At 72.4% G+C, this 25,747-nt stretch carries 21 protein-coding genes and 1 riboswitch; of the genes, 13 read left to right on the top strand and 8 right to left on the bottom strand.

Annotation, left to right across the window (positions count from 1 at the left end; genetic code table 11):
- Positions 1-8 precede the first annotated feature (8 nt).
- The 7 genes from FHR97_RS08010 (at position 9) to FHR97_RS07980 (ending at position 7,829) form a co-directional block, all read left to right on the top strand.
- Positions 9-1,133: a metal ABC transporter solute-binding protein, Zn/Mn family gene (locus tag FHR97_RS08010; RefSeq protein WP_183383260.1), complete on the top strand. Its 1,125-nt coding sequence runs from the start codon at positions 9-11 to the stop codon at positions 1,131-1,133.
- 89 nt (positions 1,134-1,222) lie between these two features.
- Positions 1,223-1,888, top strand: coding sequence for an ABC transporter ATP-binding protein (locus FHR97_RS08005; protein ID WP_183383259.1), 666 nt, complete (start codon positions 1,223-1,225; stop codon positions 1,886-1,888).
- The gene (locus tag FHR97_RS08000) at positions 1,885-4,383 is read left to right on the top strand and encodes an FtsX-like permease family protein (protein WP_183383258.1); all 2,499 of its coding nucleotides are present in this window, start codon (positions 1,885-1,887) and stop codon (positions 4,381-4,383) included. Before FHR97_RS08005 ends, FHR97_RS08000 begins: the two co-directional genes overlap by 4 nt.
- Entirely contained in the window at positions 4,380-5,540 is a 1,161-nt protein-coding gene (locus FHR97_RS07995; RefSeq protein ID WP_183383257.1) for a lipocalin-like domain-containing protein, read from the top strand. Before FHR97_RS08000 ends, FHR97_RS07995 begins: the two co-directional genes overlap by 4 nt.
- 17 nt (positions 5,541-5,557) lie before the next feature.
- Positions 5,558-6,460, top strand: a complete 903-nt coding sequence (locus FHR97_RS07990) for a LysR family transcriptional regulator (protein ID WP_183383256.1) — start codon at positions 5,558-5,560, stop codon at positions 6,458-6,460.
- A gap of 140 nt (positions 6,461-6,600) precedes the next feature.
- Complete coding sequence (locus tag FHR97_RS07985; RefSeq protein WP_183383255.1) at positions 6,601-7,023, top strand: DoxX family protein; 423 nt, start codon at positions 6,601-6,603, stop codon at positions 7,021-7,023.
- A 68-nt stretch (positions 7,024-7,091) separates the two neighbouring features.
- On the top strand, positions 7,092-7,829 hold the full coding sequence (locus FHR97_RS07980) for a DODA-type extradiol aromatic ring-opening family dioxygenase (protein WP_183383254.1): 738 nt from the start codon (positions 7,092-7,094) through the stop codon (positions 7,827-7,829).
- A gap of 108 nt (positions 7,830-7,937) precedes the next feature.
- Here FHR97_RS07980 and gloA read toward each other — a convergent pair whose 3' ends face one another.
- The gene (gloA, locus tag FHR97_RS07975; protein ID WP_183383253.1) at positions 7,938-8,471 is read right to left on the bottom strand and encodes a lactoylglutathione lyase; all 534 of its coding nucleotides are present in this window, start codon (positions 8,469-8,471) and stop codon (positions 7,938-7,940) included.
- Between the two features lie 252 nt (positions 8,472-8,723).
- On the opposite strand from gloA, the gene FHR97_RS07970 reads away from it, so the two are divergent.
- The 6 genes from FHR97_RS07970 (at position 8,724) to thiE (ending at position 13,144) form a co-directional block, all read left to right on the top strand.
- Complete coding sequence (locus FHR97_RS07970) at positions 8,724-9,068, top strand: DUF6482 family protein (RefSeq protein ID WP_183383252.1); 345 nt, start codon at positions 8,724-8,726, stop codon at positions 9,066-9,068.
- A gap of 8 nt (positions 9,069-9,076) precedes the next feature.
- Positions 9,077-9,562, top strand: coding sequence for a C40 family peptidase (locus tag FHR97_RS07965; RefSeq protein ID WP_183383251.1), 486 nt, complete (start codon positions 9,077-9,079; stop codon positions 9,560-9,562).
- A 256-nt stretch (positions 9,563-9,818) separates the two neighbouring features.
- Complete coding sequence (locus FHR97_RS07960; RefSeq protein ID WP_183383250.1) at positions 9,819-10,499, top strand: response regulator transcription factor; 681 nt, start codon at positions 9,819-9,821, stop codon at positions 10,497-10,499.
- Positions 10,496-11,872, top strand: coding sequence for an ATP-binding protein (locus FHR97_RS07955; protein WP_183383249.1), 1,377 nt, complete (start codon positions 10,496-10,498; stop codon positions 11,870-11,872). The genes FHR97_RS07960 and FHR97_RS07955 overlap by 4 nt, the downstream gene beginning before the upstream one ends.
- A gap of 143 nt (positions 11,873-12,015) precedes the next feature.
- The gene (locus tag FHR97_RS07950; RefSeq protein ID WP_183383248.1) at positions 12,016-12,297 is read left to right on the top strand and encodes a hypothetical protein; all 282 of its coding nucleotides are present in this window, start codon (positions 12,016-12,018) and stop codon (positions 12,295-12,297) included.
- Positions 12,298-12,340: 43 nt separating this feature from the next.
- A riboswitch (TPP riboswitch) is annotated at positions 12,341-12,443 on the top strand.
- A 74-nt stretch (positions 12,444-12,517) separates the two neighbouring features.
- Complete coding sequence (thiE, locus tag FHR97_RS07945) at positions 12,518-13,144, top strand: thiamine phosphate synthase (protein ID WP_183383247.1); 627 nt, start codon at positions 12,518-12,520, stop codon at positions 13,142-13,144.
- 4 nt (positions 13,145-13,148) lie between these two features.
- On the opposite strand, the gene FHR97_RS07940 is transcribed toward thiE, so the two are convergent.
- The 7 genes from FHR97_RS07940 to FHR97_RS07910 all read right to left on the bottom strand — a co-directional run bounded on the left by FHR97_RS07940 (position 13,149) and on the right by FHR97_RS07910 (position 25,624).
- A complete protein-coding gene (locus FHR97_RS07940) occupies positions 13,149-14,024 on the bottom strand; it encodes a DMT family transporter (protein ID WP_183383246.1) in 876 nt (291 codons plus the stop codon).
- Positions 14,025-14,177: 153 nt separating this feature from the next.
- Entirely contained in the window at positions 14,178-15,665 is a 1,488-nt protein-coding gene (locus tag FHR97_RS07935; protein ID WP_246403846.1) for a D-alanyl-D-alanine carboxypeptidase family protein, read from the bottom strand.
- Positions 15,666-15,783: 118 nt separating this feature from the next.
- Positions 15,784-18,663, bottom strand: a complete 2,880-nt coding sequence (locus FHR97_RS07930; RefSeq protein ID WP_183383244.1) for an HD domain-containing phosphohydrolase — start codon at positions 18,661-18,663, stop codon at positions 15,784-15,786.
- 298 nt (positions 18,664-18,961) lie between these two features.
- Positions 18,962-19,726 (bottom strand): sulfite exporter TauE/SafE family protein, encoded by a 765-nt coding sequence (locus FHR97_RS07925; protein WP_183383243.1) that lies wholly within the window; start codon positions 19,724-19,726, stop codon positions 18,962-18,964.
- Positions 19,727-19,799: 73 nt separating this feature from the next.
- Entirely contained in the window at positions 19,800-21,161 is a 1,362-nt protein-coding gene (gene hglS, locus FHR97_RS07920) for a 2-oxoadipate dioxygenase/decarboxylase HglS (protein WP_183383242.1), read from the bottom strand.
- Positions 21,162-21,194: 33 nt separating this feature from the next.
- Positions 21,195-24,380 (bottom strand): D-2-hydroxyglutarate dehydrogenase YdiJ, encoded by a 3,186-nt coding sequence (gene ydiJ, locus FHR97_RS07915; RefSeq protein WP_183383241.1) that lies wholly within the window; start codon positions 24,378-24,380, stop codon positions 21,195-21,197.
- Complete coding sequence (locus tag FHR97_RS07910; RefSeq protein ID WP_183383240.1) at positions 24,377-25,624, bottom strand: 2-aminoadipate transaminase; 1,248 nt, start codon at positions 25,622-25,624, stop codon at positions 24,377-24,379. Before FHR97_RS07910 ends, ydiJ begins: the two co-directional genes overlap by 4 nt.
- Positions 25,625-25,747: the final 123 nt, after the last annotated feature.

The following is a 25,747-nucleotide window of genomic DNA, read 5'->3' as shown; positions in this document are numbered from 1 at the left end:
GATCCCCGATGTCATCGACCCGGCCCCTGCCCAGGGCAGCCGCCCTGTTCGCCGCCTCGGCGCTGCTCGCCCTGTCCGCCAACGCCCCCGCCGCGGAGCGGGTCCAGGTGCTCGCCAGCTTCAGCATCCTCGCCGACATGATCGAGCGGGTAGGCGGCGAGCATGTCGAGGTCACCGCCCTGGTGGGCCCCGACAGCGACGCCCACGTCTTCACGCCGCGCCCCACCGATGCCCGAGCCCTGGCCGAGGCTGACCTGGTGGTGTTCAACGGGCTGCAGTTCGAGGGCTGGATGGCGCGGCTGACCGGCGCCAGCGACTACGCGGGGCCGACGGTGGTGGCCACCGACGGCATCGAGGCCGCCCTGGCGGCCGACGACGACGCTCACGGCCATGACGACGGGGCTCACGACGCTGCGAGCCATGACCAGAATCACGGCGCCCATGGCGACGAGGCCCATGAAGATGAACACGGCCACGATGAGCATGACGCCCACCGGGACGAGCACCACGACCATGACCACGGCGGCCGGGACCCCCATGCCTGGCAGGACCTGGGCCTCGGCTCGCTCTACGTCATCAACATCCGCGACGGCCTGATCAGTGCCGACCCGGATCATGCGGACGTCTACCGGGAGCGCGCCGCGCGCTACCTGGAGGAGATCGCCGCCATGGACGCCGAGATCCAGGCGCTGGTCGACGCGCTGCCCGAGGACACCAGCGTGATCACCGGGCACGACTCCTTCGGCCACTTCGCCCGAGCCTACGGGGTGAGCTTCCTGTCGCCGGTGGGCCTGTCCAGCGAGGCCGAGCCCAGTGCCGCCAACATGGCGCGGCTGATCGACGTGATCCGCGAGCGCAACGTCGAGGCGCTGTTCCACGAGAATATGACCAGCCCGGCGATGATCGACCAGCTCGCCGAGGAGACCGGCCTGCCGGTCGCCGGCACCCTCTATGCCGACGCCCTGGCCGCCGAGGGCGAGGCCAGCACCTGGCTGGGCATGATGCGTCACAACGCCCGGCTGCTCCACGACGCCCTGGCCGATGCGGACGACGGCCCGGACGAGCACGGCCATCAAGAAGAGGCCGCCCATGAGGAGGCCTCCCATGACGAGGCGCATGGCCACGACCACTGACGGTCGCGTGAGCGCATGACGGCGGCGTCACCTTCGGGTGGCGCCGTTTTTGTGGGAGGATCAAGGCCACCGCTCCGGGAAGGTTCGTCATGCTCGACATCCGCCAGGTGCACAAGGCCTATGCCACGCCCCAGGGCCCGCTGCGGGTGCTGGCGGGCGTCGACCTGCGCCTGGCGGCGGGCGAGAGCCTGGCGCTGATGGGCGAGTCGGGCAGCGGCAAGTCGACCCTGCTGCATCTGGCCGCGGGCCTCGACCTGCCCGATCGCGGCGAGGTGCGCCTCGACGACCGGGCGATCTCGTCGCTGGCCGAGCCGCAGCGGGCGCGACTGCGCCGGGAGCGCCTGGGCCTGGTGTTCCAGCAGTTCCACCTGGTGCCGAGCCTCGACGTGCTCGACAACCTGCGTCTGCAGGCGCGCCTGGCCGGCCGGGAGTCGCCCGACTGGACCGCGCGGCTGGTCGCCCGGCTGGGCCTCGCCGGCCGCGAGCGCCACTACCCCGAGCAGCTCTCCGGCGGCCAGCAGCAGCGCCTGGCCATCGGCCGCGCCCTGGCACCGCGCCCCGCCCTGCTGCTCGCCGACGAGCCCACCGGCAACCTGGACGAGACCACCGCCGGCGAGGTGCTGGCGCTGCTGCTGGATCTGGTGCGCGAGGCCGGCAGCGCCCTGCTGGTGGTGACCCACAGCCCCAGGGTCGCCGCCCCCCTGGATCGTCGCCTGCGGCTCTCCCACGGTCGTCTCGGGGAAGCGCCGCCATGAGCCCGCTCGGCGTGGCCCTGGCGACCCTGCTCTCCCACTACCGGCGCCACCCCGGCCAGCTGGCCATGCTGCTGCTCGGCCTGTGGGTGGCCGGCGCCCTGTGGAGCGGCGTGCAGGCCATCAACGCCTCGGCCCGGGACAGCTATGCTCGCGCCGAGGCGCTGTTCGACGCCGACCTCGACCGTCTCACCCCTGGTGACGGCCGGCCGCTCGACCGGCGGGACTTCGTGACCCTGCGCCGCGCCGGCCTGCCCGTCTCGCCGATCCTGGAGGGCGAGGTGACGACGGCGAGCGGGGAACGCCTGACGCTGATCGGCATCGACCCGCTCACCCTGCCCGGCGACAGCGCCTTCGCCTCGCCGGGTGCCGACGGCGGGCTCGAGGCCTTCCTCGCCCCGCCCTGGCGGACGCGCCTGGCCCCGGAGACTCTGGCCGCCCTGGGCCAGGCCCGCCGGGCGGCCCCCGGGGCCACGCCCGCCCTGGCCGGGGGGCAACGCCTGCCGCCGCTGGCGCCGACCCCGGCGCTGCCGCCGAATACCCTGGTGATGGACATCGCCGCCGCGGCCCGCCTGCTGGAGCGCGGCGATGGCCTGTCGCGGCTGGTGGTGCCCGCCGACACCCTGGCCACGGCCCCGCCGGGGTATCGCCTGGTTCGGGCCGAGCAGCGGCTGGCCCCGGGCGAGCTGACGGCGAGCTTCCACCTCAGCCTCACCGCCATGGCCCTGCTGGCGCTGATCGTCGGGCTGTTCATCGTCCAGGCCGCCCTGGGCCTGGCCCTCGAACAGCGCCTGGGCCTGCTGCGCACCCTGCGAGCGCTGGGCGTGCCGGGCCGCACCCTGGTCGGCCTGCTGGCCGGGGAACTCGTGCTGCTGGGCCTCGCCGGGGCGCTGGCCGGCATCGCCAGCGGGGTCGGCCTGGCCAGTGCCCTGCTGCCCGACGTGGCCGCCACCCTGTCGAGCCTGTATGGCGCCGAGGTCGGCCGCACCCTGCGCCTGCCCTGGCACTACTGGCTGGGGGGTCTCGGCGTCGTCCTGGGCGGGCTGCTGCTCGCCGGCAGCGGTGTGCTGTGGCGCGCCGCCCGCCTGCCGGTGCTGGGGCTCGGCCAGGCCCAGGCCTGGCGGGCGGGCTTCCAGCGCCAGCTGCGTCGGCAGGCGCTGGGCGGCGCCGCCAGCGCCCTGGCCGCCCTGGGTCTGTGGGCCTGGCTGGCCGTACGACCGCCCGGCGAGGGCCTGCTGGCCGCCTTCGGCCTGGTGGCGGCGCTGCTGCTGGCCGGCGCTCTCTGGCTGCCGCCGCTGCTGGCCGCTGCTCTCGACGGGCTGGGCCGGCGGATGCATCGCCGGCCGCTGCTCCAGTGGGCGCTGGCCGACCTGCAGCTGCAGCTGCCGCGCCTGGCCCTGGCCATGATGGCCCTGCTGATCGCGCTGTCCGCCAACCTGGGGGTCGGCAGCATGGTCGGCGGCTTTCGCCTGACCTTCCTCGACTGGCTCGACCAGCGCCTGGTCGCCGACCTCTACCTGCGCCCCCCGCCGGCGCGCCTCGACGAGATCGATGCCTGGCTGGCCGAGCGCCCCGAGGTGGCCGAGCGCCTGGCCACCGCCGGCGGCGAGACGACCCTGCTGGCGATCGGCGACGCCGAGACGCCCCGTCAGTCGGTCGCGCTGTTCGGCATCACCCCCGGCGACGCGGTGCGGCCCGGCTGGCCCCTCAAGGCCACCCTGGCCGGGCGCGAGGCGGCCTGGCGAGAACTGGCCGGGGGCGCGGCTTTCGTCAACGAGCAGCTGGCCATCGCCCGGGGCATCGCCCCCGGGGATCGCCTCACCCTGGCCGCGCCGGGCGGGGACGAACGGCTCCTCGTGGTCGCCGTCTATCCGGACTACGGCAATCCCCGGGGCGAGGTGCTGCTCGCCACGCCCCAGCTGCGGCGCCGCTTCCAGGCCCCTCCTGGCTCCCTGGGCATCGTGCTCGCCGACGGTGCGGCGGCCAAGCCCCTGGCCGCCGCCCTGCGCAGCCGCTTCGCTCTCGACGCGACGGCACTGCGCGACCAGCGCCAGGTCAAGCGGCTCGCCACCGGCATCTTCGAGCGCACCTTCGCCATCACCCGGGCCCTGAACGCCCTGACCCTGGCCGTGGCGGCCCTGGCGCTGCTGGCGACCCTGCTGGCCCAGGCCCGGGAGCGGCGCCGGCGGCTGGCCCCGCTGTGGGCGCTGGGCGTGCCCCGCGGCCGGCTGGTGCGGGTGCAGCTCGCCCAGCTGGGGGCGGCGGCCCTGGCCACGGGGCTGCTCGCCCTGCCGCTGGGCCTGGCCGTCAGCGCCTGCCTGGTCGACACCATCAACGTGGCCGCCTTCGGCTGGCGACTGCCGCTGCACGTCTTCCCCGGCGAGATGCTGCTGACCCTGGCGACCGCCCTGGGGGCCGCCCTGCTGGCGGCGGCCCTGCCGTCGCTGACGCTGTGGCGCACGCCGCCCCGGGCGCTGCTCGCCGAGGAGGCGCCATGAGGGGGCGGGCGCTGGCGGTGACATGGCTGGTGGCAGGGTGGCTGGTGACCGGGCTGCTGGTCGGCTGCGAGCGGGACCCCGCCGGGGAGCCCCGCGCCGGCTTCGCCGGGCTGGGCACCGACGCCGGCGGCTTCACGCCGGTCGCGCCCGAGGCGGCGCTGCGTTTCCCCGAGGATCACGGCCCCCACCCCGGCACTCGCCTCGAGTGGTGGTACCTCACCGCCAACCTGCGGGATGCCGAGGGGGCGCCCCTGGGCATCCAGTGGACCCTGTTCCGCCGCGCCCTGCGCCCGCCGACCGCGCCCGCCGCCGGGGCCTGGGCCGCCGACCAGCTGTGGATGGCCCATGTGGCGGTCTCCCGCGGCGCCGACCACCGGGTCGCCGAGCGCTTCGCCCGGGGCGCCGGCCAGGGCGGCGCCGACGAGGCCCGCCAGGCCGGGGTCATCGCCGATCCCTTCCGCGCCTGGCTCGACGACTGGCGCCTGGAGAGCCGGGTCGAGGCGGGAACCGGCGATGCCCTGGACCGCCTCGAGGTGAGCGCCGAGGCCGGCCGAGGGGAAGCCGCCTTCGGCTACCGGCTGACCCTCGACGCCCAGGGCCCCCTGGTGCTCCATGGCAAGCCGGCGTTCGGCGAGGCGGCCGCCGGGGCCGGGGGGCCGATCTACCTGAGCCAGCCCTTCTACCGGGTGACGGGCACGGTCACCCTGGGAGGCGAGCGGCTTTCGGTCAGCGGCCGCGCCTGGCTCGACCGGGAGTGGGGCAACCAGCTGATGGCCCCCTGGCACCATGGCTGGGACTGGTTCTCGCTGCACCTGGCGGGCGGCCGCAAGCTGATGGTCTACCGGCTGCGCGGCGAGGCGGCCACGGACACGACCCTCTTCGGCAGCTGGATCGCCGCGGACGGCGAGACCCGGGCACTGGACGGCGAGGCCCTGTCGCTGACGCCGCTGGCCACCCGGAGCGTCGCCGGCCGCGAGCTGCCCCTCCGCTGGCGGCTGACCCTGCCGGAGCAGGGACTCGACCTGGAGGTCAGCGCGCGGCACCCCAACCGCTGGATGAGCACCTCGGTGCCCTACTGGGAGGGCGCGGTGACGGTGCGCGACCGCGACGACGGGGCGGCGCGGGGCGAGGGCTATCTGGAGATGACCGGCTACTGAATACGAGGAGCGCCACCATGAACTTGCTGGACGCCATAACCGCCTTCGTGCGGGTCGCCGAGCTCGGCAGCTATACCCGGGCCGCCGAGGCGCTGGACCTGTCGCGGACGCGGATCTCGCGACAAGTGATGGAGCTCGAGGAGCACCTGGGGGTGCGCCTGCTGCAGCGCACCACCCGCCGGCTCCACCTCACCGAGGCCGGGGAAGGCTACCTGGCTCGTGCCCAGGGCATCCTGCAGAGCCTGGAGGAGGCCGAGGCGGAGGTCGGCAGCGGCACCACCGAGATGCGCGGCCGGCTGCGCCTCAACGGCCCGATGAGCTTCGGCACCCGCTTCCTCGCCCCGCTGGTGGCCCGCTTCATGGTCGAACACCCCGCCCTGGAGGTGCGCCTCGACCTCAACGATCGCCGGGTGGACCTGCTGGAGGAGGGCTACGACCTGGCGATCCGCATCGGCAGCCTGCCCGACTCCAGCCTGGTGGCCCGCCGCCTGACCCGCTGCCGGCTGCTGCTGTGCGCCTCCCCCGGGTACCTGGCCGAGCACGGCACGCCGCATCGCCTGGCGGACCTGGAGCGCCACCAATGCCTGCGCTACCGCACCGGCGGCAGCGGCGGGGACTGGCAGTTCGGCGGGCGCAGCCACGCCGTGCGCGGTCCCCTGGAGAGCAACAACGGCGACGTGCTGACCCACGCTGCCGAGGCCGGGCTCGGCATCGCCCAGCAGCCCAGCTTCCTGGTCACCGAGAGCATCGCCAGCGGTCGCCTGGTGCCCGTCCTCACCGAGCAGGCCCCGGTCACCCTGGACATCCACGGCCTCTACCCCGCGCGCCGCCACCTGCCGGCCAAGGTCGAGCGCTTCCTGGCGCGACTGGCGGAGGCCTGGGGCGACCCGCCCTGCTGGGAGCGGGAGATGGGGCTGTGAAGCAAAGCGCCTGTGTCGTCACTCACATTTGTAGCGAAAAGCGCAACAGTCATTTGCGAATACCGCCGATTATCTCCGGCCTTGTCTCGCCTAGAGTGACCCCATCACAACGCAAGACATCCCCGACGGAGATCACGACCATGACCACCCAAGCCATCCAGCCGTCCTCGCTCGACCGCCTCCAGCCCCAGGCCATCACCCTGCTGCGCCTCTCGCTGGGCGCCATGACCCTGGCCCATGGCCTGCTCAAGCTGTTCGTCTTCACCGTGCCCGGCACCGTCGGCTACTTCGAGTCCCTGGGCCTGCCGGGCGTCTTCGCCTACCTGACCATCCTCGCCGAAGTGGGCGGCGGCCTGGCCCTGCTGCTCGGCGTCTACACCCGCTGGATCAGCCTGGCCCTGATCCCCACGCTGCTCGGCGCCGCCTGGGTGCATGCCGGCAACGGCTGGGTGTTCTCCAACGAGGGCGGCGGCTGGGAGTACCCGGTGTTCTGGGCCATCGCCCTGCTGGTGCAGGCCGGCCTGGGCGGCGGACGGCTGATCCTGCATCCCCGCCTCGCCTGAGCCCCGGTTGACCGCGTCTACACGCCGCCCTCCCGGGCGGCGTCGCCTCTGCCCCGGAGACCCCGACCATGTTACCCAGCCTGTTCATCTCACACGGCTCGCCGATGCTGGCGCTGACCCGCACCCCGGCCCACGCCTTCCTGCGCGAGCTGGGCGAGACCCTGCGCCCACGCGCGATCCTGGTCGTCTCGGCTCACTGGGCCAGCCGGCGCCTGATGGTCAGCACCAGCGAGCAACCGGAGACCCTCCACGACTTCGGCGGCTTCCCCCAGGCGCTCTTCGCCTGCCAGTACCCGGCGCCGGGCGAGCCCGAGCTGGCCAGGCGCCTGGCCCGCGAGCTCAACGCCGTGCCGGTGGCGCGCGGCCTGGACCATGGCGCCTGGGTACCGCTGTCGCTGATGTACCCGCAGGCCGAGGTGCCGGTGGTGTCGCTCTCGATGCCCACGGGCTGGTCCAATGCCGAGCTGGCCGCGCTCGGCGAACGGCTCGCCGCGCTGCGCGAGGAGGGCGTGCTGGTGATCGGCTCCGGCAGCCTGACCCACGACCTGCGCTCGCTGAACGCCCTCGAGGCGCCGGTGCCCGACTGGGTCCGCGAGTTCGCCGACTGGGTCCACGCGCGGCTGACCGAAGGCGACCGCGACGCCCTGCTCGACTGGCAGCACGCCCCCCAGGCCCTCGCCAACCATCCCACCCCCGAGCACTTCCAGCCCCTGCTGGTGGCCATGGGCGCCGGCGGGCGGGCCGAGCGGCTGCATCGCAGCGTGGAGCACGGCGTGCTGGCCATGGACACCTATGCCTTCCGTTGACCCCGCTGCGCCAACGCGACGAGGCCGCCCCGAAGGGCGGCCTCGTCGCATCACGCATCGGTCGAGCCGGGCAGTCTCAGGCGTCGGGAATCTCCACGGCCGGGGACCTCAGTCCCCCTTGCCCGCCATTCGGGCGGCCTCGATCACCTCGATCCAGTAGCCGTCGACGTCCTTGACGAAGACCACGTCCTTCATCTTGCCCTGGTCGGGACGCTTGATGAACTCGACCCCGTTGGCATCGAACCAGGCCACGGCGGCCTCCAGGTTCGGCACCGAGAAGCAGATATGGCCGAAGCCCTGGGGCTCGGCGTTGCCGTCATGATAGGCGAAGTCGGCCTGGTCCTCGGTGCCCCAGTTGTGAGTCAGCTCCAGCAGGCCCCGCTGGCTGAAGGTCCAGACGGTGCGCTCGTCGGTATCCTCCGGCACCTGCTCCTCGTCGTCGAGCCGGGCCAGGAAGTACAGCGAGAACTGCATCTCCGCGAAGTCGAGACGGCGCAGCACGCGCATGCCGAAGACCCGCGAGTAGAAGGCCAGTGCCGCCTGGGGGTCCTTCACCCGCAGCATGGTGTGATTGAGGCGGAAGCCGTCGGTATCACCGGTCGGCGTCTTCACGCCGGGATGCTGCTCGCCCTTGAAACTCATGGGATCTCCTTGTCGGGGGTCGTGAGGCATTCTACAGGTATGGTGGCAACCGCAGGACTTTTCCACCCCGGTCGGCCATGACGCCGCTCAAACATATACAATACTTATACAATAGTGGAGGGCCCCGCAAGCGGTCGCGACCCTGCCGCGCTCGCCGCCTCACGTGCCCGCCTCGAGCTCGCGAAGGATTGGCGGGGCACCGCGGAGGATTCTACATTGGCTATACACGTCACGCGTTTCCAGGAGCTCTCCATGACCGCCATCGACATGTCCCTGGGCGATCACATCACCCTCAAGCAGCTGTCCCATGCCCTGTCCCATGGCCTGTCGCCGATCGTCGAAGTGGAGTCCATGGATGGCATCTATACCGTGCGTTTCCACCATGCCAATGGCATCTCCGCGCTGTCCGACAAGGAGGGTCGCACCTGCACCTTCCTCGGCACCGGCGAGATCCGCGACCTGCTCGGCGACCTGGGCCTGACCCACGGCGTGCTCACCTGTGCCGATCAGTGCGGGGACGAGATGATCGGCGTGCCGGGCCATGCCATGACCCCGGACGAGATGCTGGCCCACGGGACCCGCATCTCCTTTCGGTGAGATAGCGCATGCCGATCAACACCTTGCCCCGCCTCGGCTGCCATGCCGGATGGTTGCTGATGCTGCTGGCCCTGGTCGGCTGCGCGGGCCGCGACCTGGCGACCCGCGACGCGGCACAACTGAGCGTGGACCGCGCCCTGATCCTGGCCGAGGCCCGCCAGTCCCTGGGGACCCCCTACCGCTACGGCGGCACCTCGTCCCGCGGCCTGGACTGCTCGGGGCTGGTCCAGCGGGTCTATGCCCGGGCCGGCATCCGGGTGCCACGCACCTCCCGTCGCCAGTACGAGCGCCTGCCGCGGATCGAACGGGCGAGACCCGGCGACCTGCTGTTCTTCGCCACCGCCGGGCGGGGCCAGGCCAGCCATGTGGGCATCTATCTGGGTGACGGCGAGATGATCCATGCCCCCGGACGCGGCCGGCGGGTCAGCGTCACCTCGCTGTCACAGGACTACTGGCAGGAGCGCTTCCTGGGGGCCGCCGCCCCGGCCCCCTGAATGCGCCGGCGGCGCACTTAAGCCTGCGTTAAGTTGCTTCCACCATCGTATCGGGGAACCGTCCTGGAGATGCCCCGATGCGCGACCGTCCCTCTCTCGTCCCTCAGCAATCGCTCCTGGCGACGGCGTGCCCCAACAGCTGGCCGTGACCCCGGAGGGACTCGACAGCCTGTTCTTCTGGGATGACTATCTGCACGAGCAGGCGCGGCGGGGGCCTGGACGCGCCGCCGAGCCCGATCACTGACGAGGACCGCTCATGCGCATACTGCTGGTGGAGGACGACCCCAGCCTGGCGTCGGGCATTCGCCTGGCGCTGAAACCCGAGCACTACACCGTCGATATCCTCGCCGACGGCCAGACGGCCCTGGCCACCCTGCGCGGCGACGAGCCCTTCGATGCCGTCATCCTCGACCTGGGCCTGCCCCGGCTGGACGGCATCGCGGTGCTCGAGCGCCTGCGGCGGGCCGGCCACCGGGTCCCGGTGCTGGTATTGACCGCCCGGGACGGCATCGACGACCGCATCCAGGGGCTGGATTCCGGCGCCGACGACTACCTGACCAAGCCCTTCGAGGTGGCCGAGCTCAAGGCGCGGCTGCGCGCCCTGCTCCGCCGCAGCCAGGGGCATGCCAGCAGCGTGATTCGCTTTCGGGGCATCGAGCTCGACCCCGGGACCCGCCGAGTCAGCTTCCGGGGCGAGCCGGTGCAGCTCTCGCGTCGCGAGTTCACCCTGCTGCAGGAGTTCCTCGGCCACCCGGGACGGGTCTTCACCCGGGACACCCTGACCCGGCTGGTCTATGGCTGGGACGAGGACGTCGAGAGCAACGCCATCGAGGTCCACGTGCACCACCTGCGCCGCAAGCTCGCCCCCGAGATGATCCGCACCCTGCGCGGCATCGGTTACGTGATGGACAAGCCGCCACGGGACGGCGACGAATGAGCTCGATCCGCCGCCGCACCCTGGGGATCGTGCTGCTGGTGTTCGGGCTCAGCATGCTGGTGATCGGCGTCACCAGCTACCGGGATGCCGCCCACGAGGTCGAGGAGCTGTTCGACGCCCGGCTGACCCAGAACGCCCGGCTCCTCGAGGGCCTGATGCGCGCCCCGCTGCCCGAGGAGCGCCGCGACGCCCTGCTGGCCAGCCTCGAGAGCGCCCTGCAACGGGCCGACCAGGCCGACAAGCACATCGCCGGCCATCGCTACGAGAGCAAGCTGGCCTTCCAGGTCTGGCGGGGGGACAGCCTGCTGCTGCGCTCGGCCAGTGCCCCGGCGAGGCCCTTCACCCCGCTTCGTGACGGCTACGAGGACGTGCAACTGGACGACCATGCCTGGCGGGTCCATGCCCTGAGCGGGCCCGGTGACGGCCTGCGGGTACTGGTCGGCGAGCGGGATGATGTGCGCGGCGAGCTGGTGCGGCTCATCGCGCTGCGCACCCTCACCCCGGATCTGGTCGGGCTCCCGGTGCTGGCGCTGCTGCTGTGGTGGGCCATCGGCTGGGGGCTGCGCCCGCTGTCCCGCATGGCCGACCAGATCCGCAGCCGCGACCCCCAGAACCTGCGTCCCCTGCCCGCCTCGCCGCTGCCCCGGGAGCTCGCCACCATCGCCGGCGCCCTGAACCGGCTGCTCGAGCGGATCCGTGACATGCGCATCCGGGAGAAGCGCTTCATCGCCGATGCCGCCCACGAGCTGCGCACCCCGCTGGCGGTGCTCGACCTGCACGCCCAGAACGCCCTGGCCAGCCAGGACCCGGACGACCGCCGCGAGGCGCTCACCCAGCTGCGCGACGGGGTCGCCCGGGCCACCCGCCTGGTCACCCAGTTGCTGACCCTGGCCCGCCTGGACCCCGAGCAGGAGGTCGATGCCGCCGGCCAGCCGGTCGACCTGCTCCACGAGACCCGCGAGGCCCTGGCCGAGCTGATGCCCCTGGCCGCCGATCGCGGCCAGGACATCCGGCTCGACGCCGACGAGGTCGCCGACTGGGGGCTGACCGCCGAGCCCGGGGCCATCGGCACCCTGGTACAGAACCTGGTCGGCAACGCCCTGCAGCACTCGCCGCAGGGCGCCCAGGTAGGCATTTCGCTGACGGCCACGGCGCACCTGCTCGGCCTGAGCGTCGATGACCAGGGCACCGGCATTCCCCCGGCCCGTCGCGCCCAGGCCCTCGAGCGCTTCCACCGCGCCGGGCCCGGGGCCGGGGCCGGCCTCGGCCTGTCCATCGTCGACCGCCTCGTGCAGCGCCATGGCGGCTACCTGGAGCTGGACGAGGCGCCCGGCGGCGGGCTGCGCGTCGTCGCCCGACTGCCCCGGCGCTGATCGCCTGGTGTCACCGTTGTTATCGAAATGTCATCGTTGTTTAAGCGCACCTTAAGCTGACGCCCCTAACGTGGTTACATCGTGAGCCATGCTGACGACAACAACGACAACGACAACGACAACGACCCGAGAGGAGCATGCCGATGACACAGACGATGCCGATGGCGTCGACCGCCGCCCGGCAGCGAGCCGGCTGGCTGGTGATGGCCGGGGTGCTGGTGCTCGCCGCGGGCGGCCTGATCGCCTGCTGGGGCAAGGTCGGCCTGCCGTTGGGCCTGATCGGCCTGGCCGCCGCGGCGACCGCCCTGCTGCGCCCGGAGCGCCATGACCCAGACGAGCCCGAGACCGCCAGCCGCACGCGGAGTCTCCAGCACCTCAGCCAGGCCAGCCTGCTGACCCTGGGGGCCCTGCAGCTGGCGGCCTGAACCGCCGCGCCTTTACAGCCTGCGGCCGAACGGGGATAGTGACGATTGACGACAGGGGCGCCGGCGCGGCACGCCGCACCGGCTGAGAGGCACCCTTATCACCTGACCCGGATAATGCCGGCGGAGGGAGTCGTGCCGGCTCGCCTCCGGGCCGGCGCCTCCCCTCCCCCGGGAGGCCCTATGCATTCCATCGATTCCGCCGAGCGCCTGGAGATCACCGATGCGAGTTGACCTGTCCCTCTACCTGGTCACCGACCCGGGCCTGTGCGAGGCCCGCGGGCTGGTCGAGACCGTCATGGCCGCGGTGCGCGGAGGGGTGACCCTGGTGCAGCTGCGCGACAAGCACGCCAGCGACGCCGAGCTCGTGCCCCTGGCGCGCCGGCTCAAGGCGGCACTGGCCGGCAGCGGCGTGCCCTTGATCATCAACGATCGCCTGGAGGTGGCGCTGGCCAGCGACGCCGATGGCCTGCATATCGGCCAGGACGACGGCGAGGTGGCCGATGCCCGGGCGGCCCTGGGCCCCGAGGCCATCCTCGGCCTCTCGGTGCAGACCCAGGAGCAGCTGGCCCGGGTCGACACGGGGCGGCTCGACTACCTGGGCCTGGGGCCGGTCTTCGCCACCCCGTCCAAGCACGACCACGCCCAGCCCCTGGGCTTCGCGGGCCTGGCCGAGCTGGTGGCGGCGAGCCCGCTGCCGACGGTGGCCATCGGCGGGCTCAACGCCGAGCACGCCCGGGAGGTGTACCGGGCGGGGGCCGACGGCCTGGCGGTGATCTCCGCCATCTGCGGCACCCCGGATCCCGAGGCCGCCGCCCGCACCTTCCCACGCGGGCCCGACGACCGCTGACCCGCTAGAGGGTCGGCCGCCGATTCAGCGCGACGCGTCGCTCCTGGTAGGCGATGGCCAGGCCGCTGGCGATGATCAGGCTGCCACCCGCGAACACCCAGGGATCCGGCACCTCGCCCCAGAAGCCCCAGCCCAGCAGCACCGCCCACAGCAGGGCCGTGTAGTCGAAGGGCGCGGCGATGGCCGCCGGGGCATGGCGGAAGGCCAGGGTGATGCCCACCATGGCGCCGACGCCGAGCACGCCGCCGACCAGGAAGCCGACCCAGTGCAGCGGGGCCGGCGCCTGCCACACCCAGGGCAGGGTCAGGGCCGCGACAAGGCACGGCACCAGGGTGGTGTAGAAGACCAGTGCCCAGAGATGCTCCCGGCCTCCGTAGCGGCGCGCGGTGAGCATGGTCAGGGCGTAGAAGAGCGCCGCGGCGACCACCACCAGCATGGCCGGCTGGAAGCCCGCGGAGCCGGGGCGCACCACCACCAGCACGCCGACGAAGCCCAGCAACGTGGCCAGCCAGGTCGGGCGATCGACCCGCTCGCCGAGCAGCGGCACCGACAGCACCGTCACGAACAGCGGCGCGGCGAAGACGATGGCCGTGGCGGTGGCCAGCGGCAGCAACACCAGTCCCCACATGAAACTGATCATGGTCGCCGCGAAGATCAGACCGCGCAGCAGGTGCATTCCCGGCCGTCGCGTGCCCAGGGTCCGCAGCCCGCCGTTGAAGCGCGCGATCAGGGCAATCAGCGGCAGCGACACCAGGGTACGGAAAAAGATGATCTGCAGCGGCGAATGGGTCTCGCCCAACCACTTGGTGACGGCATCGCCCAGCGCCAGGCACAGCACGCCGCCGCACATGAACAGGATGCCCTTCAGCGACGACGACATGCGAACCGCCTCCTTGCGTCGGCTCCCCCGCGTCCGGGGAGGGAAAAAACCACCCCGCCGGCGAAACCGGCGGGGCGAGGATTTCCTACCAACCTAAGGGGTGCCGCGGGCGACGGCAAGGCTTCCGGGCAGGTTGCGGATGAACCGTCACACCTAGAGGCTGGCCTGAACCACCATGCAGTCCATGCCCTGGGCCTGCAGGCGCCGGCAGACACTGCGGGCCTGCCCCTCCTGCATGTCCACCAGGCGCGCGCGATAGACGCCCGCGCCGTCGACACGGGGCACCGCGACCCGGGCATTCGCCAGCTCGGTGGCCAGGCGATCGGCCGCCCGGGCGGCCAGGCGCCGGGCGTGGTCGGCATCGCTGAAGGCACCGATCTGCACACCCCAGCCGCCGGCGGCCGCATCACCCTCGGCGAGCACCTGGCGGATGGGGTCGTCGGAAGTCGTCACCGGAGCCGAGGCAGCGGTACTGGTCGCCGTCGTCGGCGGCGTCTCGACAGGCTCGGCCATGACGGGTCGGGCCGGCACCAGGGTCTCGTCGATGGAGGGGGCGACGGCCGTCGAGGAACCGGCCGCCGGGGCGCTGGCCGCCGGAGCGCTAGCCGCCGGGGCGCTGGCCACGGGGGTGTTGGCCGTAGCGGCGACCGCCGGCTCGGCGGACGCCGGCCGGGCCCTGACCGGGGTCGCAGAGGCGGTGGTGGCGGTATCGAGGCTCGCCAGCATCTGCCCGGCAGGCTGCATCGGCGCCTCGGCGCCGGGCATCAGGCGCCCGCCAGCGATCGCGGTGTTGGCCAGCCAGCCGGAGCCATCGGCCAGGGAGGCCCGCACGAAGCCGCGATCCAGCAGCTCGGCCATGTGCTCGTCCCGGGAGGCGGCGGAGAAGCCGCCCATCACCACCGACAGCATGCGCCGCCCGTCGCGCACCGCCGAGGTCGCCACGTTGAAGCCCGAGGCCCGGATGAAGCCGGTCTTGAGGCCGTCGGTGCCGGGGTAGTTGGCGAGCAGGCGGTTGTGGCCACGATAGGTCTTGCCCCGCCAGGCGAAGCGCTGCAGGGAGAAGTAGGGGTAGTACTGGGGGAAGTCGAGCATCAGCCGCCGCGACAGCACGGCCATGTCCCGGGCGGTGGTCACCTGGCGGTCATCCGGCAGCCCGGAGGCGTTGCGGAAGGTGGTGTCGTCCATGCCCAGCTCCCGGGCCCGGTCGGTCATCATCCGGGCGAAGTGCGCCTCGCTGCCGCCCAGCGCCTCGGCGACCACCACGGCCACGTCGTTGGCCGACTTCACGACCAGCGACTCGATGGCCGTCTCCACCGGGAGCCGCTCGCCGGGCTTGAGGTACAGCTTGGTGGCCGGCATGGCCGCCGCCGCCGCCGACACCGGCAGGCGGTCATCGAGGCTCATGCTGCGTCCCTCGAGGGCCTCGAAGAGCAGGTAGAGGGTCATCATCTTGGTCAGCGAGGCCGGGTAGCGAGGCGCATCGGCATTCTCGGCGTAGAGGATCTCGTGGGTGTCGGCATCGATGACGATGCCGGCATAGCGCGGATTGTCCGCCTGGGCGGCGCCGGCCACGACCAGCAGGCCGGCCAGCAGCGTGACGACGGCGGCAAGGCGCCACCGCAGGAAGCTCGTGGACCCCATTGACGTTCCCCTGATGTTTGGCTTGCTACATGAGTGCATTATGACCCACGCAGCCAGCCTGTACAGGGCGAAAGACGCCAATGTCCTGCTCAATTCACGGCTTCGCCCCTGTTGCCCCTCATGAAACCGGTCGCACCAGCCCCGCCTGGGCCTTGATGTCGTCGATGTCCACCCGGTCGATCTGCTCGGCCGCCAGGAAGCGCGCCGCGTAGTCGCGCCAGACCCCGCTGTCGAGCAGCAACTGGAAGACCTCGGGATCCAGGTGGCCATCCCGGACCATGCCCGCCAGGATCGACAGGGACTGCGACAGCGTCATGCCGGGCTTGTAGGGACGGTCGACGGCGGTCAGCGCCTCGAAGACGTCGGCCACCGCCATGATGCGCTCTTCCAGGCTCGCCTCGGCCAGCACCAGGCGGCGCGGATAGCCCTGGCCATCCATGCGCTCGTGGTGGTTGCCGGCGATCGCCGGCACCTGGCGCAGGTGGGCGGGCCAGGGCAGCGACTCCAGCATGATGATGGTCTGGACGATGTGCTCCTGGATGCGGAAGCGCTCCACGTCGTTGAGGGTGCCGCGCACCACCCGCAGGTTGTAGAGCTCGCCCTGGTGGCCGGCCACCCCCGGGGGACGCATGTCGAAGCCCCAGCGGTTGTCGGGGTCCTCCGGGGCCACCGGCGGCGGCTTGACGGCCCAGTCGACCAGGTGCCGGGGCCGGTCCGCCAGCAGTGGCTCCGCCGCCGGCAGGGCGACCTCGGGCTCCCGGGCCAGGCGCCTGGCCTCGTCCTCCGAGACCCCCAGCCGATCGTCGAAATGCCGCCACCAGCGCCACTCGGCGATGTCGTCCAGCCGCCGGGCCCGGGCCTCGTCGAGGCGCTCGCCGCCCTGGTTGACACCGGCGACCAGCCGCCAGGCCGCCTGGAGCTCGGCCTGGCGCCGGGCCCGGGTCTCGCCGAGGGCTCCCGCCTCGCCGCCCTCGGCACGGCCCTGCCAGTAGGCCACCTCGGCGTCCCGCCACAACACCTCGAAGCGGGTGCGGATCTCGTGGATCCGGTTGTAGCGGGTTTCCAGCTTGGTCGCCTTCTCCATGACGTCGTCGGGCGTGGTCAACTTGCCGCAGTCGTGGAGCCAGGCGGCCAGGTGGAAGGCGGTGCGCCGCTCCTCGTCCACCATCTCGCCGGCGAAGGGACCGCTTCGGTCGCGCTCCGCGCCCTGCAGCAGCATCTCGGCGAGCTGCGGTACCCGCGAGCAGTGGCCGCCGGTATGGGGGGACTTGGCATCGGTCGCCGCGGCGATCAGCTCGACGATGGCGTCCAGCAGGCGCTTCTCGCCCTCCAGCAGGCGGCGCATCTCGATGGCCACGGCGGCGGCGCCGGAAATCTCCTCGACGAAACGCCGCCAGGGCAGGTCGTCACCCGCATCGGGCTCCCCGCGCAGGGCCAGCAGCAGCAGCCCCAGGCGGTGCCCGCTGCGGTTGCACAGCGGCTGGACCAGATAGCCGCGGGTCTCGAGCCGGCCGCTCAGCGCCGCCAGCCCCTCCTGCGTCACGGTCGGCAGCACCAGGTGCCCGGGCAGGCGGGCATCCTCGTCGCCGCTGCCCGCCTCCGCCACACAGGCGAAGCGCGAGGCGTCGGCCTCGTCCACCAGGTAGATGGCGCCATGGCGACTGTCGGTGATCCGCAGCAGGTCATCGAGGACGCCGGCGAGCATCGTCTCCAGGTGAGGCTCGCTGCTGAGCGTGCGGGTCATGCGCTGGAAGTCCGCGATGCTGCCGGCCATGCCCTCCAGGGCCTGGCTCAGCTGCTGGACCTCGCGCACCGGCGAGGCGGTGCCGCGGTAGCCGGCGAAATCGAAGCCGGCCAGGGCCCGGACCTGCTCGGCCAGGGAGTAGAGCGGCTCGCCGAGACGATGCCCGACCCAGATCCCCAGGGGCAGCAGGGCGAGCACCAGGCCACCGGCCACCAGGGAGCGCTGCCAGTGCAGGCGGCGCGTCCCGGCCAGCATCTCGCGTTCCGGTACCGCCAACAGCAGGTGGGCCTGGGTCGCGCCCATGGCCTGGAAGGGCAGGCGCATGCCGAACCAGGCCTCCCCGGCGACGCGAAAGCGCACCGCCTCCTCCTGCCGGCCGAGCGCATCCAGGCGGGACAGGACCGGGTCCTCCAGCTCGCCCAGCTGCGCCAGCCGCGGGCCGGCGGGGGTGTCGACGAGCAGGCGCTGCACCTCGGGATGGGCCAGCACCCGGTCGCGCCGGGAGACCACGGCCAGCCGCGTCCCCGGCGTGAGCCGGAGCGAGGCGATCTCGGCGCCGAGGTCCGCCAGCGAGGCATCCAGCCCCACCACGGCGCGGCCATCGGCACTGCGTTTGGACAGGGTGATACCGATCTCGCGGGTGGTGGAGAACACATAGGGCGCGGTGAGGTGCTCGTCGACGGAGGACTGGGCCTGCCGGTACCAGGGCCGGGTGCGCGGGTCGAAGTCATAGTCGGGCATGGCCCGCCGCCCCAGCAGCTCGAGGGCCTCGTCGTAGAGGCGCCACTCGCCGTAACGCTGGCCACCGGGATCCCGGGAGACCGTCTGCACCAGGTAGTGGGCCCGGGCGATGCCCTCGACCTGTGGCAGGCGGTCCTCGGCCACGCGGGCCACCGGCCGCAGCAGCAGGAAGTCGCCGCTGTCATAGCCGATGAAGACGGCGCTGGCCACCTCATGGGTCTCCAGGGCACCGGCCAGCAGCGGCAGGTTCTCCAGGCGATCGGCCAGCAGCTCGTCGGAGGCGAGGTCGTCCCGGGCCAGCAGGCGCACCACCACCCGAGCCGGATCGATCAGGCGCCGGGAGCGCTCCTCGGTGGTGAGGGCGAGCTGATACCCGGTATCGCGGACGGCGCTGACCAGCACGCTGTCGGCCCCCCGGGCGCCATGCCACAGCAGCACCCCCGCCAGGATCAGCATCAGCCCGACGATCGACAGGGCGATCAGCGTCTGCAGGGAGAGGGCTCGACGCAGCATGGCGGGTCCCCGAAGGCAGCCAGTGGGAGGGCCGGCGCGGGCCGGTCATGCCTCTCAGCATATCCCAAGCTCGGCAAGGCCTCTCGTCCGCCGTGCGCCGCCCCGTCAGCGAGGGGGCGCGGGCCGCAAGGCAATCGCAGTTGGGCATGGCGAGGGGCGCCGGGGACAGGTCGTAGAGGGGGTCCTACGCCAAGGATGGCGTCGGTAGCGCCCAGGGAGGGGTTCACAGCGCCCCCTCGCAGACCTGTCGACGGATCAGCCCGAGCGCTGACTGCGATAGCCCTGGCGCGGGCCGGGCTCATCCCAGCCCCAGGCGCTGCAGGCCCAGCCAGGCCAGGCGCAGCGACAACAGCGTCAGGGCGGCACGGAAGAGGCTGTCGAAGCGGTGCTCGGAGAGGCGATGCAGCAGGCGCAGCCCCAGCCAGGTGCCGGCGAAGCCGGCACCGACCATGGCCAGGATCAGGGCCAGCCAGTCATGGAAGACGAACCCCGCCACGCCGAACACGAAGGCCTTGGTCAGGTGCTGGGCCATCATGCAGGCGGAGAAGGTCGCCACCTTGGCCAGCCGGCCGGGCTGGCCCTGCTTGATGAAGGCCGCCACCACCGGGCCGCTGGCCCCGACCAGGCTCGACAGCAGGGTGGTCACCGCCCCGACGACCAGGGTGCCGGCCCGGCCCAGGGCGCGCCTGGGAAGGCCCGGTCCCCAACAGGTGAAGAGCACGAAGGCGGCGATGCACAGCTCCAGCACCCCTTCCGGCAGCCGGATCAGCAACCAGGCGGCGGCCAGGGCACCGAGCGCCACCCCGGGCAGGAAGGCCAGCAGGGTGGCCCGGTCGACGTGGCGCCAGGTCATGGCCATGCGGCCGACATTGGAGCCCAGCTGCACCATGCCGTGCACCGGAATCAGCGCCGCCGCCGGCATCACCTGGGCCAGGGCCATGATCATCAGCACCCCGCCCCCGGCCCCCACCGCCGCGGTGAAGGCCGAGGTCAGCACCGAGAGCAGGATCAGCAGCAGGTTGAGGGAGGCGGCAAGCGGCGAGAGGCTGTCGAGCAGCGGCATGGGGCATCCCTGTCCGTGGGCGATGCCGCCATGATAACCGAGTCGCTGGCGGGATCACGGCGCCGGCGCGGGATCAGGCCGCCAGGGCCTCGAGGACCGCCGCCCGCGAGGCCCGCTCGCGCTCGGCGTAGAGGGCCAGCTCGTCGGTCACCGGCACGCCGAGGGCGGCCTCGAAGGCCTCGCGGTTGGCGTTGCCGGCATAGGCCTCGCCGCCGCCGTCCCCCAGGTTCGACTGGAAGATGCCCGCCGCGCTGACCGGCAGGAAGTCCTCGTAGGTGATCGGCCGGGCGACCACCAGACCCTTGTCGATCAGCGCCTCCAGGTCGGTCTCCTCGACCCGGCCGGCCGCGCGGCCGGCCTCGGTGATCCGGTATTCGAAGAAGGCCAGCCCCTGGCGGCGCAGCGCCTCCTCGCGGTCCGGGAAGTCGGCGAAGATCGCCGCCAGGCGCTGCTGGTGCTCGGCGTTGCCCAGCCCGGCCGCCTGGCGGCGGGACTCGCCGAGCAGGCTGTCATAGAGGGTCCGGCCCTCGGCGGTCAACGCCACGCCGCGCTGCTCGATCTCGCCGAAACGGGCGGTGTGGGTGCCCTGACGCTCGCCGAGGAAGCGGGTCGGCTCCTCCAGCGCCTTGAAGCTGGTCTGGCGCAGCAGGATCGGGCAGTCGCGACGGGGCGGCCCCTCGATGACCGCCTTGGGGTGCATGCCGGCCGCCGGCATGCGGCGCTGGACCTCGTCGATGTCCAGGGTCCGCGGGGTGAGGTGATTGATGTGCGGGCCTCGGAAGCAGACCACGTCGGCGATCAGCCGGTGCTCGGCATGCAGGGCCTCGTAGGTGTCCAGATCCACGGTGGCGTCGCGGTGCCAGCGGAAGGTCTCCAGCGCCTCGGCGATGAAGCGCTCGGCCTGCTCGTCCGTCAGGCCGCCCTGCTCCTCGTGCAGCGCGATCAGTTCCCGGGCAGCGGGGGTGAAGATGTCGCGCTCGGCCAGGATCGCCGCGGCGCGCTCGCGAAGCTCGGGGGACTCGATCAGCTCGAGACGCAGCAGCGAGGTGAAGAGGCGGAAGGGGTTGCGGGCCAGGGCGGCGTCGTCGACGGGACGAAACGCCGTGGCATGCACCGGCACGCCGGCCGCGGAGAGGTCGTAGTAGCCCACCGGGTGCATGCCCATCACGGCGAACAGGCGGCGCAGCATGGAAAGCTCCGCCGCGCTGCCCACCCGGATGGCGCCGTGGCGCTCGACACCGAGGCGGGCCAGCTCGTCGTGGGCCTCGAGCCGCTCGCCCAGGGCGGGATCGCGTTCGAGGGTCTCGTGGTTCACCTGCTCGACCAGCGCGAGCAGCGACTCGTACTGGGGCACCTCGGCCTGGTACATGGCCGACATGGCGCGGGAGAAGCGGTCGCGGATCGTATCGGGGGAAACGAGGGGCGTGTGGGTCATGGTCATGCCTCCATGGGGGGCTGGTTGACGGGGTCAGGATGGGGTCGGCGTCGCTCGACGCAGTGTCGCGAGCAGGCCCTGCAGTGGATGCGGCAGGGCGGCGTCCGAGAGCCGCCTGGCCTGGCTGCGGCAGGAATAGCCGCTGGCCAGCAGGCGGCCGGCGTTGGCCGGGTCCTCCACCCTGGGCCGCCAGGACTGGGCGTAGATGGTCGCCGAGGTCTCGCGGTTGCGCGCCTCGTGGCCGTAGGTGCCGGACATCCCGCAGCAGCCGCTGGCCAGCACCTCGAGCTCGAGGCCGAAGGCGGCGAACAGCCGCTGCCAGGCCTTGGGCGTGCCCGGGGCGTTGGTCGTCTCGGTGCAGTGGGCGAGCAGCCGATAGCCCGGATCGTCGAGGTCGAGGCCCGCGGGCGCCAGCTCCGGCGCCCGCTCGGCCAGCCACTCCGGCAGCAGCCGCACCTCGGGCACGGCGTCCGCGCCCAGCGCCGTCACGTACTCCTGGCGGTAGGTCAGGGTCATGGCCGGGTCGATGCCGACCAGCGGCACGCCGAAGGCGGCCAGGCTCTCGAGCCGCTTGGCCTGCCTGGCCGCGGTGCGTGCGAAGGCGCCGAGGAAGCCCTGCACGTGCAGCGGCTTGCCGTTGGGCGCGTAGGGCGCCACGAACACCCGCACGTCGAGGCGCTCGAGTAGCTCGACGACGTCCCTCACCAGCTTGGCCTCGAAGTAGCTGGTGAAGGCGTCCTGCACCAGCACCACGCTGCGCGCCTTCTGGGCCGCGGTGAGCCGGCCCAGCGTCGTCGGCGTGGCCGGGGCCACGCCCCAGGCGGCGAGCTGCTTGTCGAGGCGCGCCCGGGACAGCCGGGGGCTGTCGACCATGCCGATGGGGCCGGCCAGCAGGCGGTTCACCCAGCGGTTGCCCAGGGCGGCGTTGTAGAGCGGCGCCACGGGAGCCAGATACGGCACCAGGAACTCCAGCCCGCCGATCAGGTAGTCGCGCGGCGGGCGCAGGTAGCGGCCGTGGTAGACCTCGAGGAACTGCGAGCGGAAGGTCGGCACGTTGACCTTCACCGGGCACTGGCCGGCGCAGGACTTGCAGGCCAGGCAGCCGGCCATGGCGTCGTAGACCTGGTGGGAGAAGTCGGCCTCGCCGCGGCGCCGGGCCAGGGTGTTCCTGAGCTTTCCGGGGAAGGCCTTGATGGCGCCCCAGGCGCCCCCGGCCCGCTGCCGGCGTGCCGCCTCGACCACGTCGACGCCGGCATGGCCCTGCAGGCGCAGCCATTCGCGCATCAGGCTGGCGCGGCCCTTGGGCGAGTGGACGCGCTCGCGGGTGGCCTTCCAGGACGGGCACATGGCGTCATTCGGGTCGTAGTTGTAGCAGGCGCCGTTGCCGTTGCAGTAGACGGCGTCGCCGTGGGCCTGCCAGACACGCTCGTCGATCTGGCGGTCGTACTGGCCGCGGGTCGGCACGCCGTCGATGGTCAAGAGTCCCGGATCGACCCACTTGACGGGCGTTTCGCCATCCTCGCGCTCCGCCGTTTCGCTGGAAGCCTTGCCCGCATCGTCGGGCGGGATGGAAAGCGGTGTGGCGATCTTGCCCGGATTGAGCTGGTTATGCGGGTCGAAGGCGCCCTTGAGGCGACGCAGGCTGGGGTAGAGCGGGCCGAAGAAGGCCGGGGCGTACTCGGAGCGCACGCCCTTGCCGTGCTCGCCCCACAGCAGGCCGCCGTACTTCCGGGTCAGCGCGGCGACCGCGTCGGAGATCTCGCGGATCATCCGCTCGTCGGCCGGGTCCTTCATGTCCAGCGCCGGGCGCACGTGGAGCACCCCGGCATCGACGTGGCCGAACATGCCGTAGGCCAGCCCGCGGGCGTCGAGCAGGGCGCGGAACTCGGCGATGTAGTCGGCCAGGTGCTCCGGGGGCACGGCGGTGTCCTCGACGAAGGGCAGCGGGCGCTTCTCGCCCTGGACGTTGCCGAGCAGGCCCACGGCACGCTTGCGCATGCCGTAGACCCGGGCGATCGCCTCGCGGCCCTCCGCCCGCGAGTAGCCCAGGCGGGTGACGCTGGTGTCGTCCTCCAGGTGACGGCAGAAGGCGGCGACGCGCTCGGCCAGGCGCTCGGGGTCGTCGTCGTTGAACTCCACCAGGTTGATGCCGTGGGTCGGGGTGTCGCCAGCCGGGAAGAACTCGGCGACGTTGTCCCAGACGACGTCCTGCCGGGCCAGGCCCAGCACCGTGTCGTCCACCGTCTCGATGGAGGTGGGGGCGGCGGCAAGCGCCTGCGGCTGGGTTGATGATGAGCCGCTCGCCATCAGTGCCTTGGCATCGCGCAGGGCGTCCATGAAGCCGGCGTAGCGCACGTTGACCAGGGTCGAGTGGCCGGGGATCGGCAGGACGTTGAGCACCGCCTCGCTGGTGAAGGCCAGCGAGCCCTCGGCGCCGCACAGCACGCTGTTGAGGTCGAACTTTCCTTCCGCTGTTCTCAAATGCGCCAGGTCGTAGCCGGTCAGGCAGCGGTTGAGCGGCGGGAAGGTCTCGCGGATGCGCTCGCGCTCGCTGTCGAGGATCTCGCGGGCGACCCGGTGCACCCGGCCCACGGCGTCGTCGCGCTCGCACAGGGCGTCGAGCTCGGCCTCGTCCACCGGCCGGGTGACGAGGCGCTCGCCGCCGAGCAGCACGCTGTCGAGCTCGAGCACGTGATCGCGGGTCTTGCCGTACTCGCAGCTGCCCTGGCCGCTGGCGTCGGTGGCGATCATGCCGCCGATCGTCGCCCGGTTGGAGGTGGAGAGCTCGGGGGCGAAGAACAGCCCGTGGGGCGCGAGCGCGGCGTTGAGCTGGTCCTTGACCACCCCGGCCTGGACGCGCACCCGGCGGGCCGCCACGTCGATGTCGAGGATGGCGGTCATGTGCCGGGAGACGTCGACCACCAGGCCGTCGGTGAGCGACTGGCCGTTGGTGCCGGTGCCGCCGCCGCGGGGCGCCAGTACCACCCGGCAGAAGGCCTCGCGGCCGGCCAGGCGGGCGATGCGCTCCAGGTCGGCCACGCCCCGGGGATAGAGCACCGCCTGGGGCAGGCGCTGGTAGAGGGAGTTGTCGGTGGCGAGCACCGTGCGGTTGGCGTAGTCCGGGGCGATCTCGCCCTCGAAGCCGGCGTCCGCCAGGGCCTCGAGGAAACGCCGATAGCCATCGGCGCCCGCCTCCCCTGCGTCGAGCCGGGCGATCATGGTGTCAGCGTCTCCAGGGCCCGGGTGATGCGCGCCAGCCCCTCGTCCATCACCTCGGGTTCCGCGGTCAGCGGAGCCAGCAGGCGCAGCACATTGCGGCGCCGGCCGCTGGGCATCAGCAGCACCCCGGCCTCCCGGCCGGCGGCCAGCAGCGCCGCCAGGTGCTCGGCCCCCGTGGCATGCGCGGTGTCCTCGAGGACGATGCCGCGCATGGCGCCGATGCCGGTCAGCGCGCCGACCATCGGGAAGCGCTCCCGCCAGTCGCGGTGGGCCGCGACGATGGCCGCCTCCTGAGCCTCGCTCCACCGGCGCAGGTTGTCCTCGCTCATCAGGTCCATCACCGTCCGGGCGGCGGCACAGGCGACGGCGTTACCGGAGTAGGTGCCGCCCAGCCCGCCCTTGGGCAGGGCCTCCATGAGCTCGGCCCTGCCGGCCAGGGCCGCCAGCGGCAGGCCGGCGGCGATGCTCTTGCCCATCAGCAGCAGGTCGGGCTCGATGCCCAGGTGGGAGAAGGCGAAGCGCTTGCCGGTGCGCCCGAAGCCGGACTGGATCTCATCGAGGATCAGCACGATGCCGTGCTCATCGCACAGGGCCCGCAGGCGGGCGGCGAAGTCGGCATCGAGCAGGCGAAAGCCGCCCTCCCCCTGCACCGGCTCGACGATGATCGCCGCCACCTCGTCGCTCGGCACTTCCACCTCGAACAGCCGCGCCAGGGCCGCCAGGGCCTCGTCGGTGCTCACGCCGCTGTCGCGGCTGGGAAACGGCAGGTGGAACACCGGCCCCGGCAGTGCGCCGAGGCGGGTCTTGTAGGGCTTGACCTTGCCGTTGAGGTTCAGCGCCGCCAGGGTGCGGCCGTGGAAGCCGTCATCGAAGGCGATCACTGCCTGGCGGCCGGTGGCGGCGCGCGCCACCTTGAGGGCGTTCTCGGTGGCCTCGGCCCCGCTGTTGGTGAGCATGCAGGACAGCGGATAGCCGACCGGCACGAAGGCATCCAGGGCCTCGACCACCTCGAGGTAGCCGCGGTGCGGCAGGGCGTTGAAGGCGGAGTGCATCAGGGTCTCGGCCTGAGCCTTGACGGCCTCGACGACGGCCGGATGGCCATGCCCCAGGTTGAGCACGCCGATGCCGCCGATGAAGTCGATGTAGTGCCGCCCCTGCTCGTCCCACACCTCGGCATTGCGCCCTCGTTCGAGGCACAGGGGGTGCACGATACCCAGCGAGCCACTGACGTGAGGCAAGTCCATGTCCGGTTCCTGTCGGTTCATCGGGGGAATTGTCATGGCCACGATGAAACCAGCGCCCCGGCGGGGCTTCAAACGAAAAAAAGCGCGCTATCCATTCCATTCATTCATGTATCGCCCGGAATA

It is taken from the genome of Halomonas stenophila, from assembly GCF_014192275.1.
GTDB classification, from domain to species: Bacteria; Pseudomonadota; Gammaproteobacteria; order Pseudomonadales; family Halomonadaceae; genus Halomonas; species Halomonas stenophila.
This window is presented reverse-complemented; position numbering and strand designations above follow the sequence as displayed.

Excerpts from the sequence above, each read along its gene's own strand:
- FHR97_RS08010 (WP_183383260.1), top strand. The coding sequence starts at position 9 with ATGTCATCGACCCGGCCCCTGCCCAGGGCAGCCGCCCTGTTCGCCGCC.
- FHR97_RS08005 (WP_183383259.1), top strand. The coding sequence starts at position 1,223 with ATGCTCGACATCCGCCAGGTGCACAAGGCCTATGCCACGCCCCAGGGC.
- FHR97_RS08000 (WP_183383258.1), top strand. The coding sequence starts at position 1,885 with ATGAGCCCGCTCGGCGTGGCCCTGGCGACCCTGCTCTCCCACTACCGG.
- FHR97_RS07995 (WP_183383257.1), top strand. The coding sequence starts at position 4,380 with ATGAGGGGGCGGGCGCTGGCGGTGACATGGCTGGTGGCAGGGTGGCTG.
- FHR97_RS07990 (WP_183383256.1), top strand. The coding sequence starts at position 5,558 with ATGAACTTGCTGGACGCCATAACCGCCTTCGTGCGGGTCGCCGAGCTC.
- FHR97_RS07985 (WP_183383255.1), top strand. The coding sequence starts at position 6,601 with ATGACCACCCAAGCCATCCAGCCGTCCTCGCTCGACCGCCTCCAGCCC.
- FHR97_RS07980 (WP_183383254.1), top strand. The coding sequence starts at position 7,092 with ATGTTACCCAGCCTGTTCATCTCACACGGCTCGCCGATGCTGGCGCTG.
- gloA (WP_183383253.1), bottom strand. The coding sequence starts at position 8,471 with ATGAGTTTCAAGGGCGAGCAGCATCCCGGCGTGAAGACGCCGACCGGT.
- FHR97_RS07970 (WP_183383252.1), top strand. The coding sequence starts at position 8,724 with ATGACCGCCATCGACATGTCCCTGGGCGATCACATCACCCTCAAGCAG.
- FHR97_RS07965 (WP_183383251.1), top strand. The coding sequence starts at position 9,077 with ATGCCGATCAACACCTTGCCCCGCCTCGGCTGCCATGCCGGATGGTTG.
- FHR97_RS07960 (WP_183383250.1), top strand. The coding sequence starts at position 9,819 with ATGCGCATACTGCTGGTGGAGGACGACCCCAGCCTGGCGTCGGGCATT.
- FHR97_RS07955 (WP_183383249.1), top strand. The coding sequence starts at position 10,496 with ATGAGCTCGATCCGCCGCCGCACCCTGGGGATCGTGCTGCTGGTGTTC.
- FHR97_RS07950 (WP_183383248.1), top strand. The coding sequence starts at position 12,016 with ATGACACAGACGATGCCGATGGCGTCGACCGCCGCCCGGCAGCGAGCC.
- thiE (WP_183383247.1), top strand. The coding sequence starts at position 12,518 with ATGCGAGTTGACCTGTCCCTCTACCTGGTCACCGACCCGGGCCTGTGC.
- FHR97_RS07940 (WP_183383246.1), bottom strand. The coding sequence starts at position 14,024 with ATGTCGTCGTCGCTGAAGGGCATCCTGTTCATGTGCGGCGGCGTGCTG.
- FHR97_RS07935 (WP_246403846.1), bottom strand. The coding sequence starts at position 15,665 with ATGGGGTCCACGAGCTTCCTGCGGTGGCGCCTTGCCGCCGTCGTCACG.
- FHR97_RS07930 (WP_183383244.1), bottom strand. The coding sequence starts at position 18,663 with ATGCTGCGTCGAGCCCTCTCCCTGCAGACGCTGATCGCCCTGTCGATC.
- FHR97_RS07925 (WP_183383243.1), bottom strand. The coding sequence starts at position 19,726 with ATGCCGCTGCTCGACAGCCTCTCGCCGCTTGCCGCCTCCCTCAACCTG.
- hglS (WP_183383242.1), bottom strand. The coding sequence starts at position 21,161 with ATGACCCACACGCCCCTCGTTTCCCCCGATACGATCCGCGACCGCTTC.
- ydiJ (WP_183383241.1), bottom strand. The coding sequence starts at position 24,380 with ATGATCGCCCGGCTCGACGCAGGGGAGGCGGGCGCCGATGGCTATCGG.
- FHR97_RS07910 (WP_183383240.1), bottom strand. The coding sequence starts at position 25,624 with ATGGACTTGCCTCACGTCAGTGGCTCGCTGGGTATCGTGCACCCCCTG.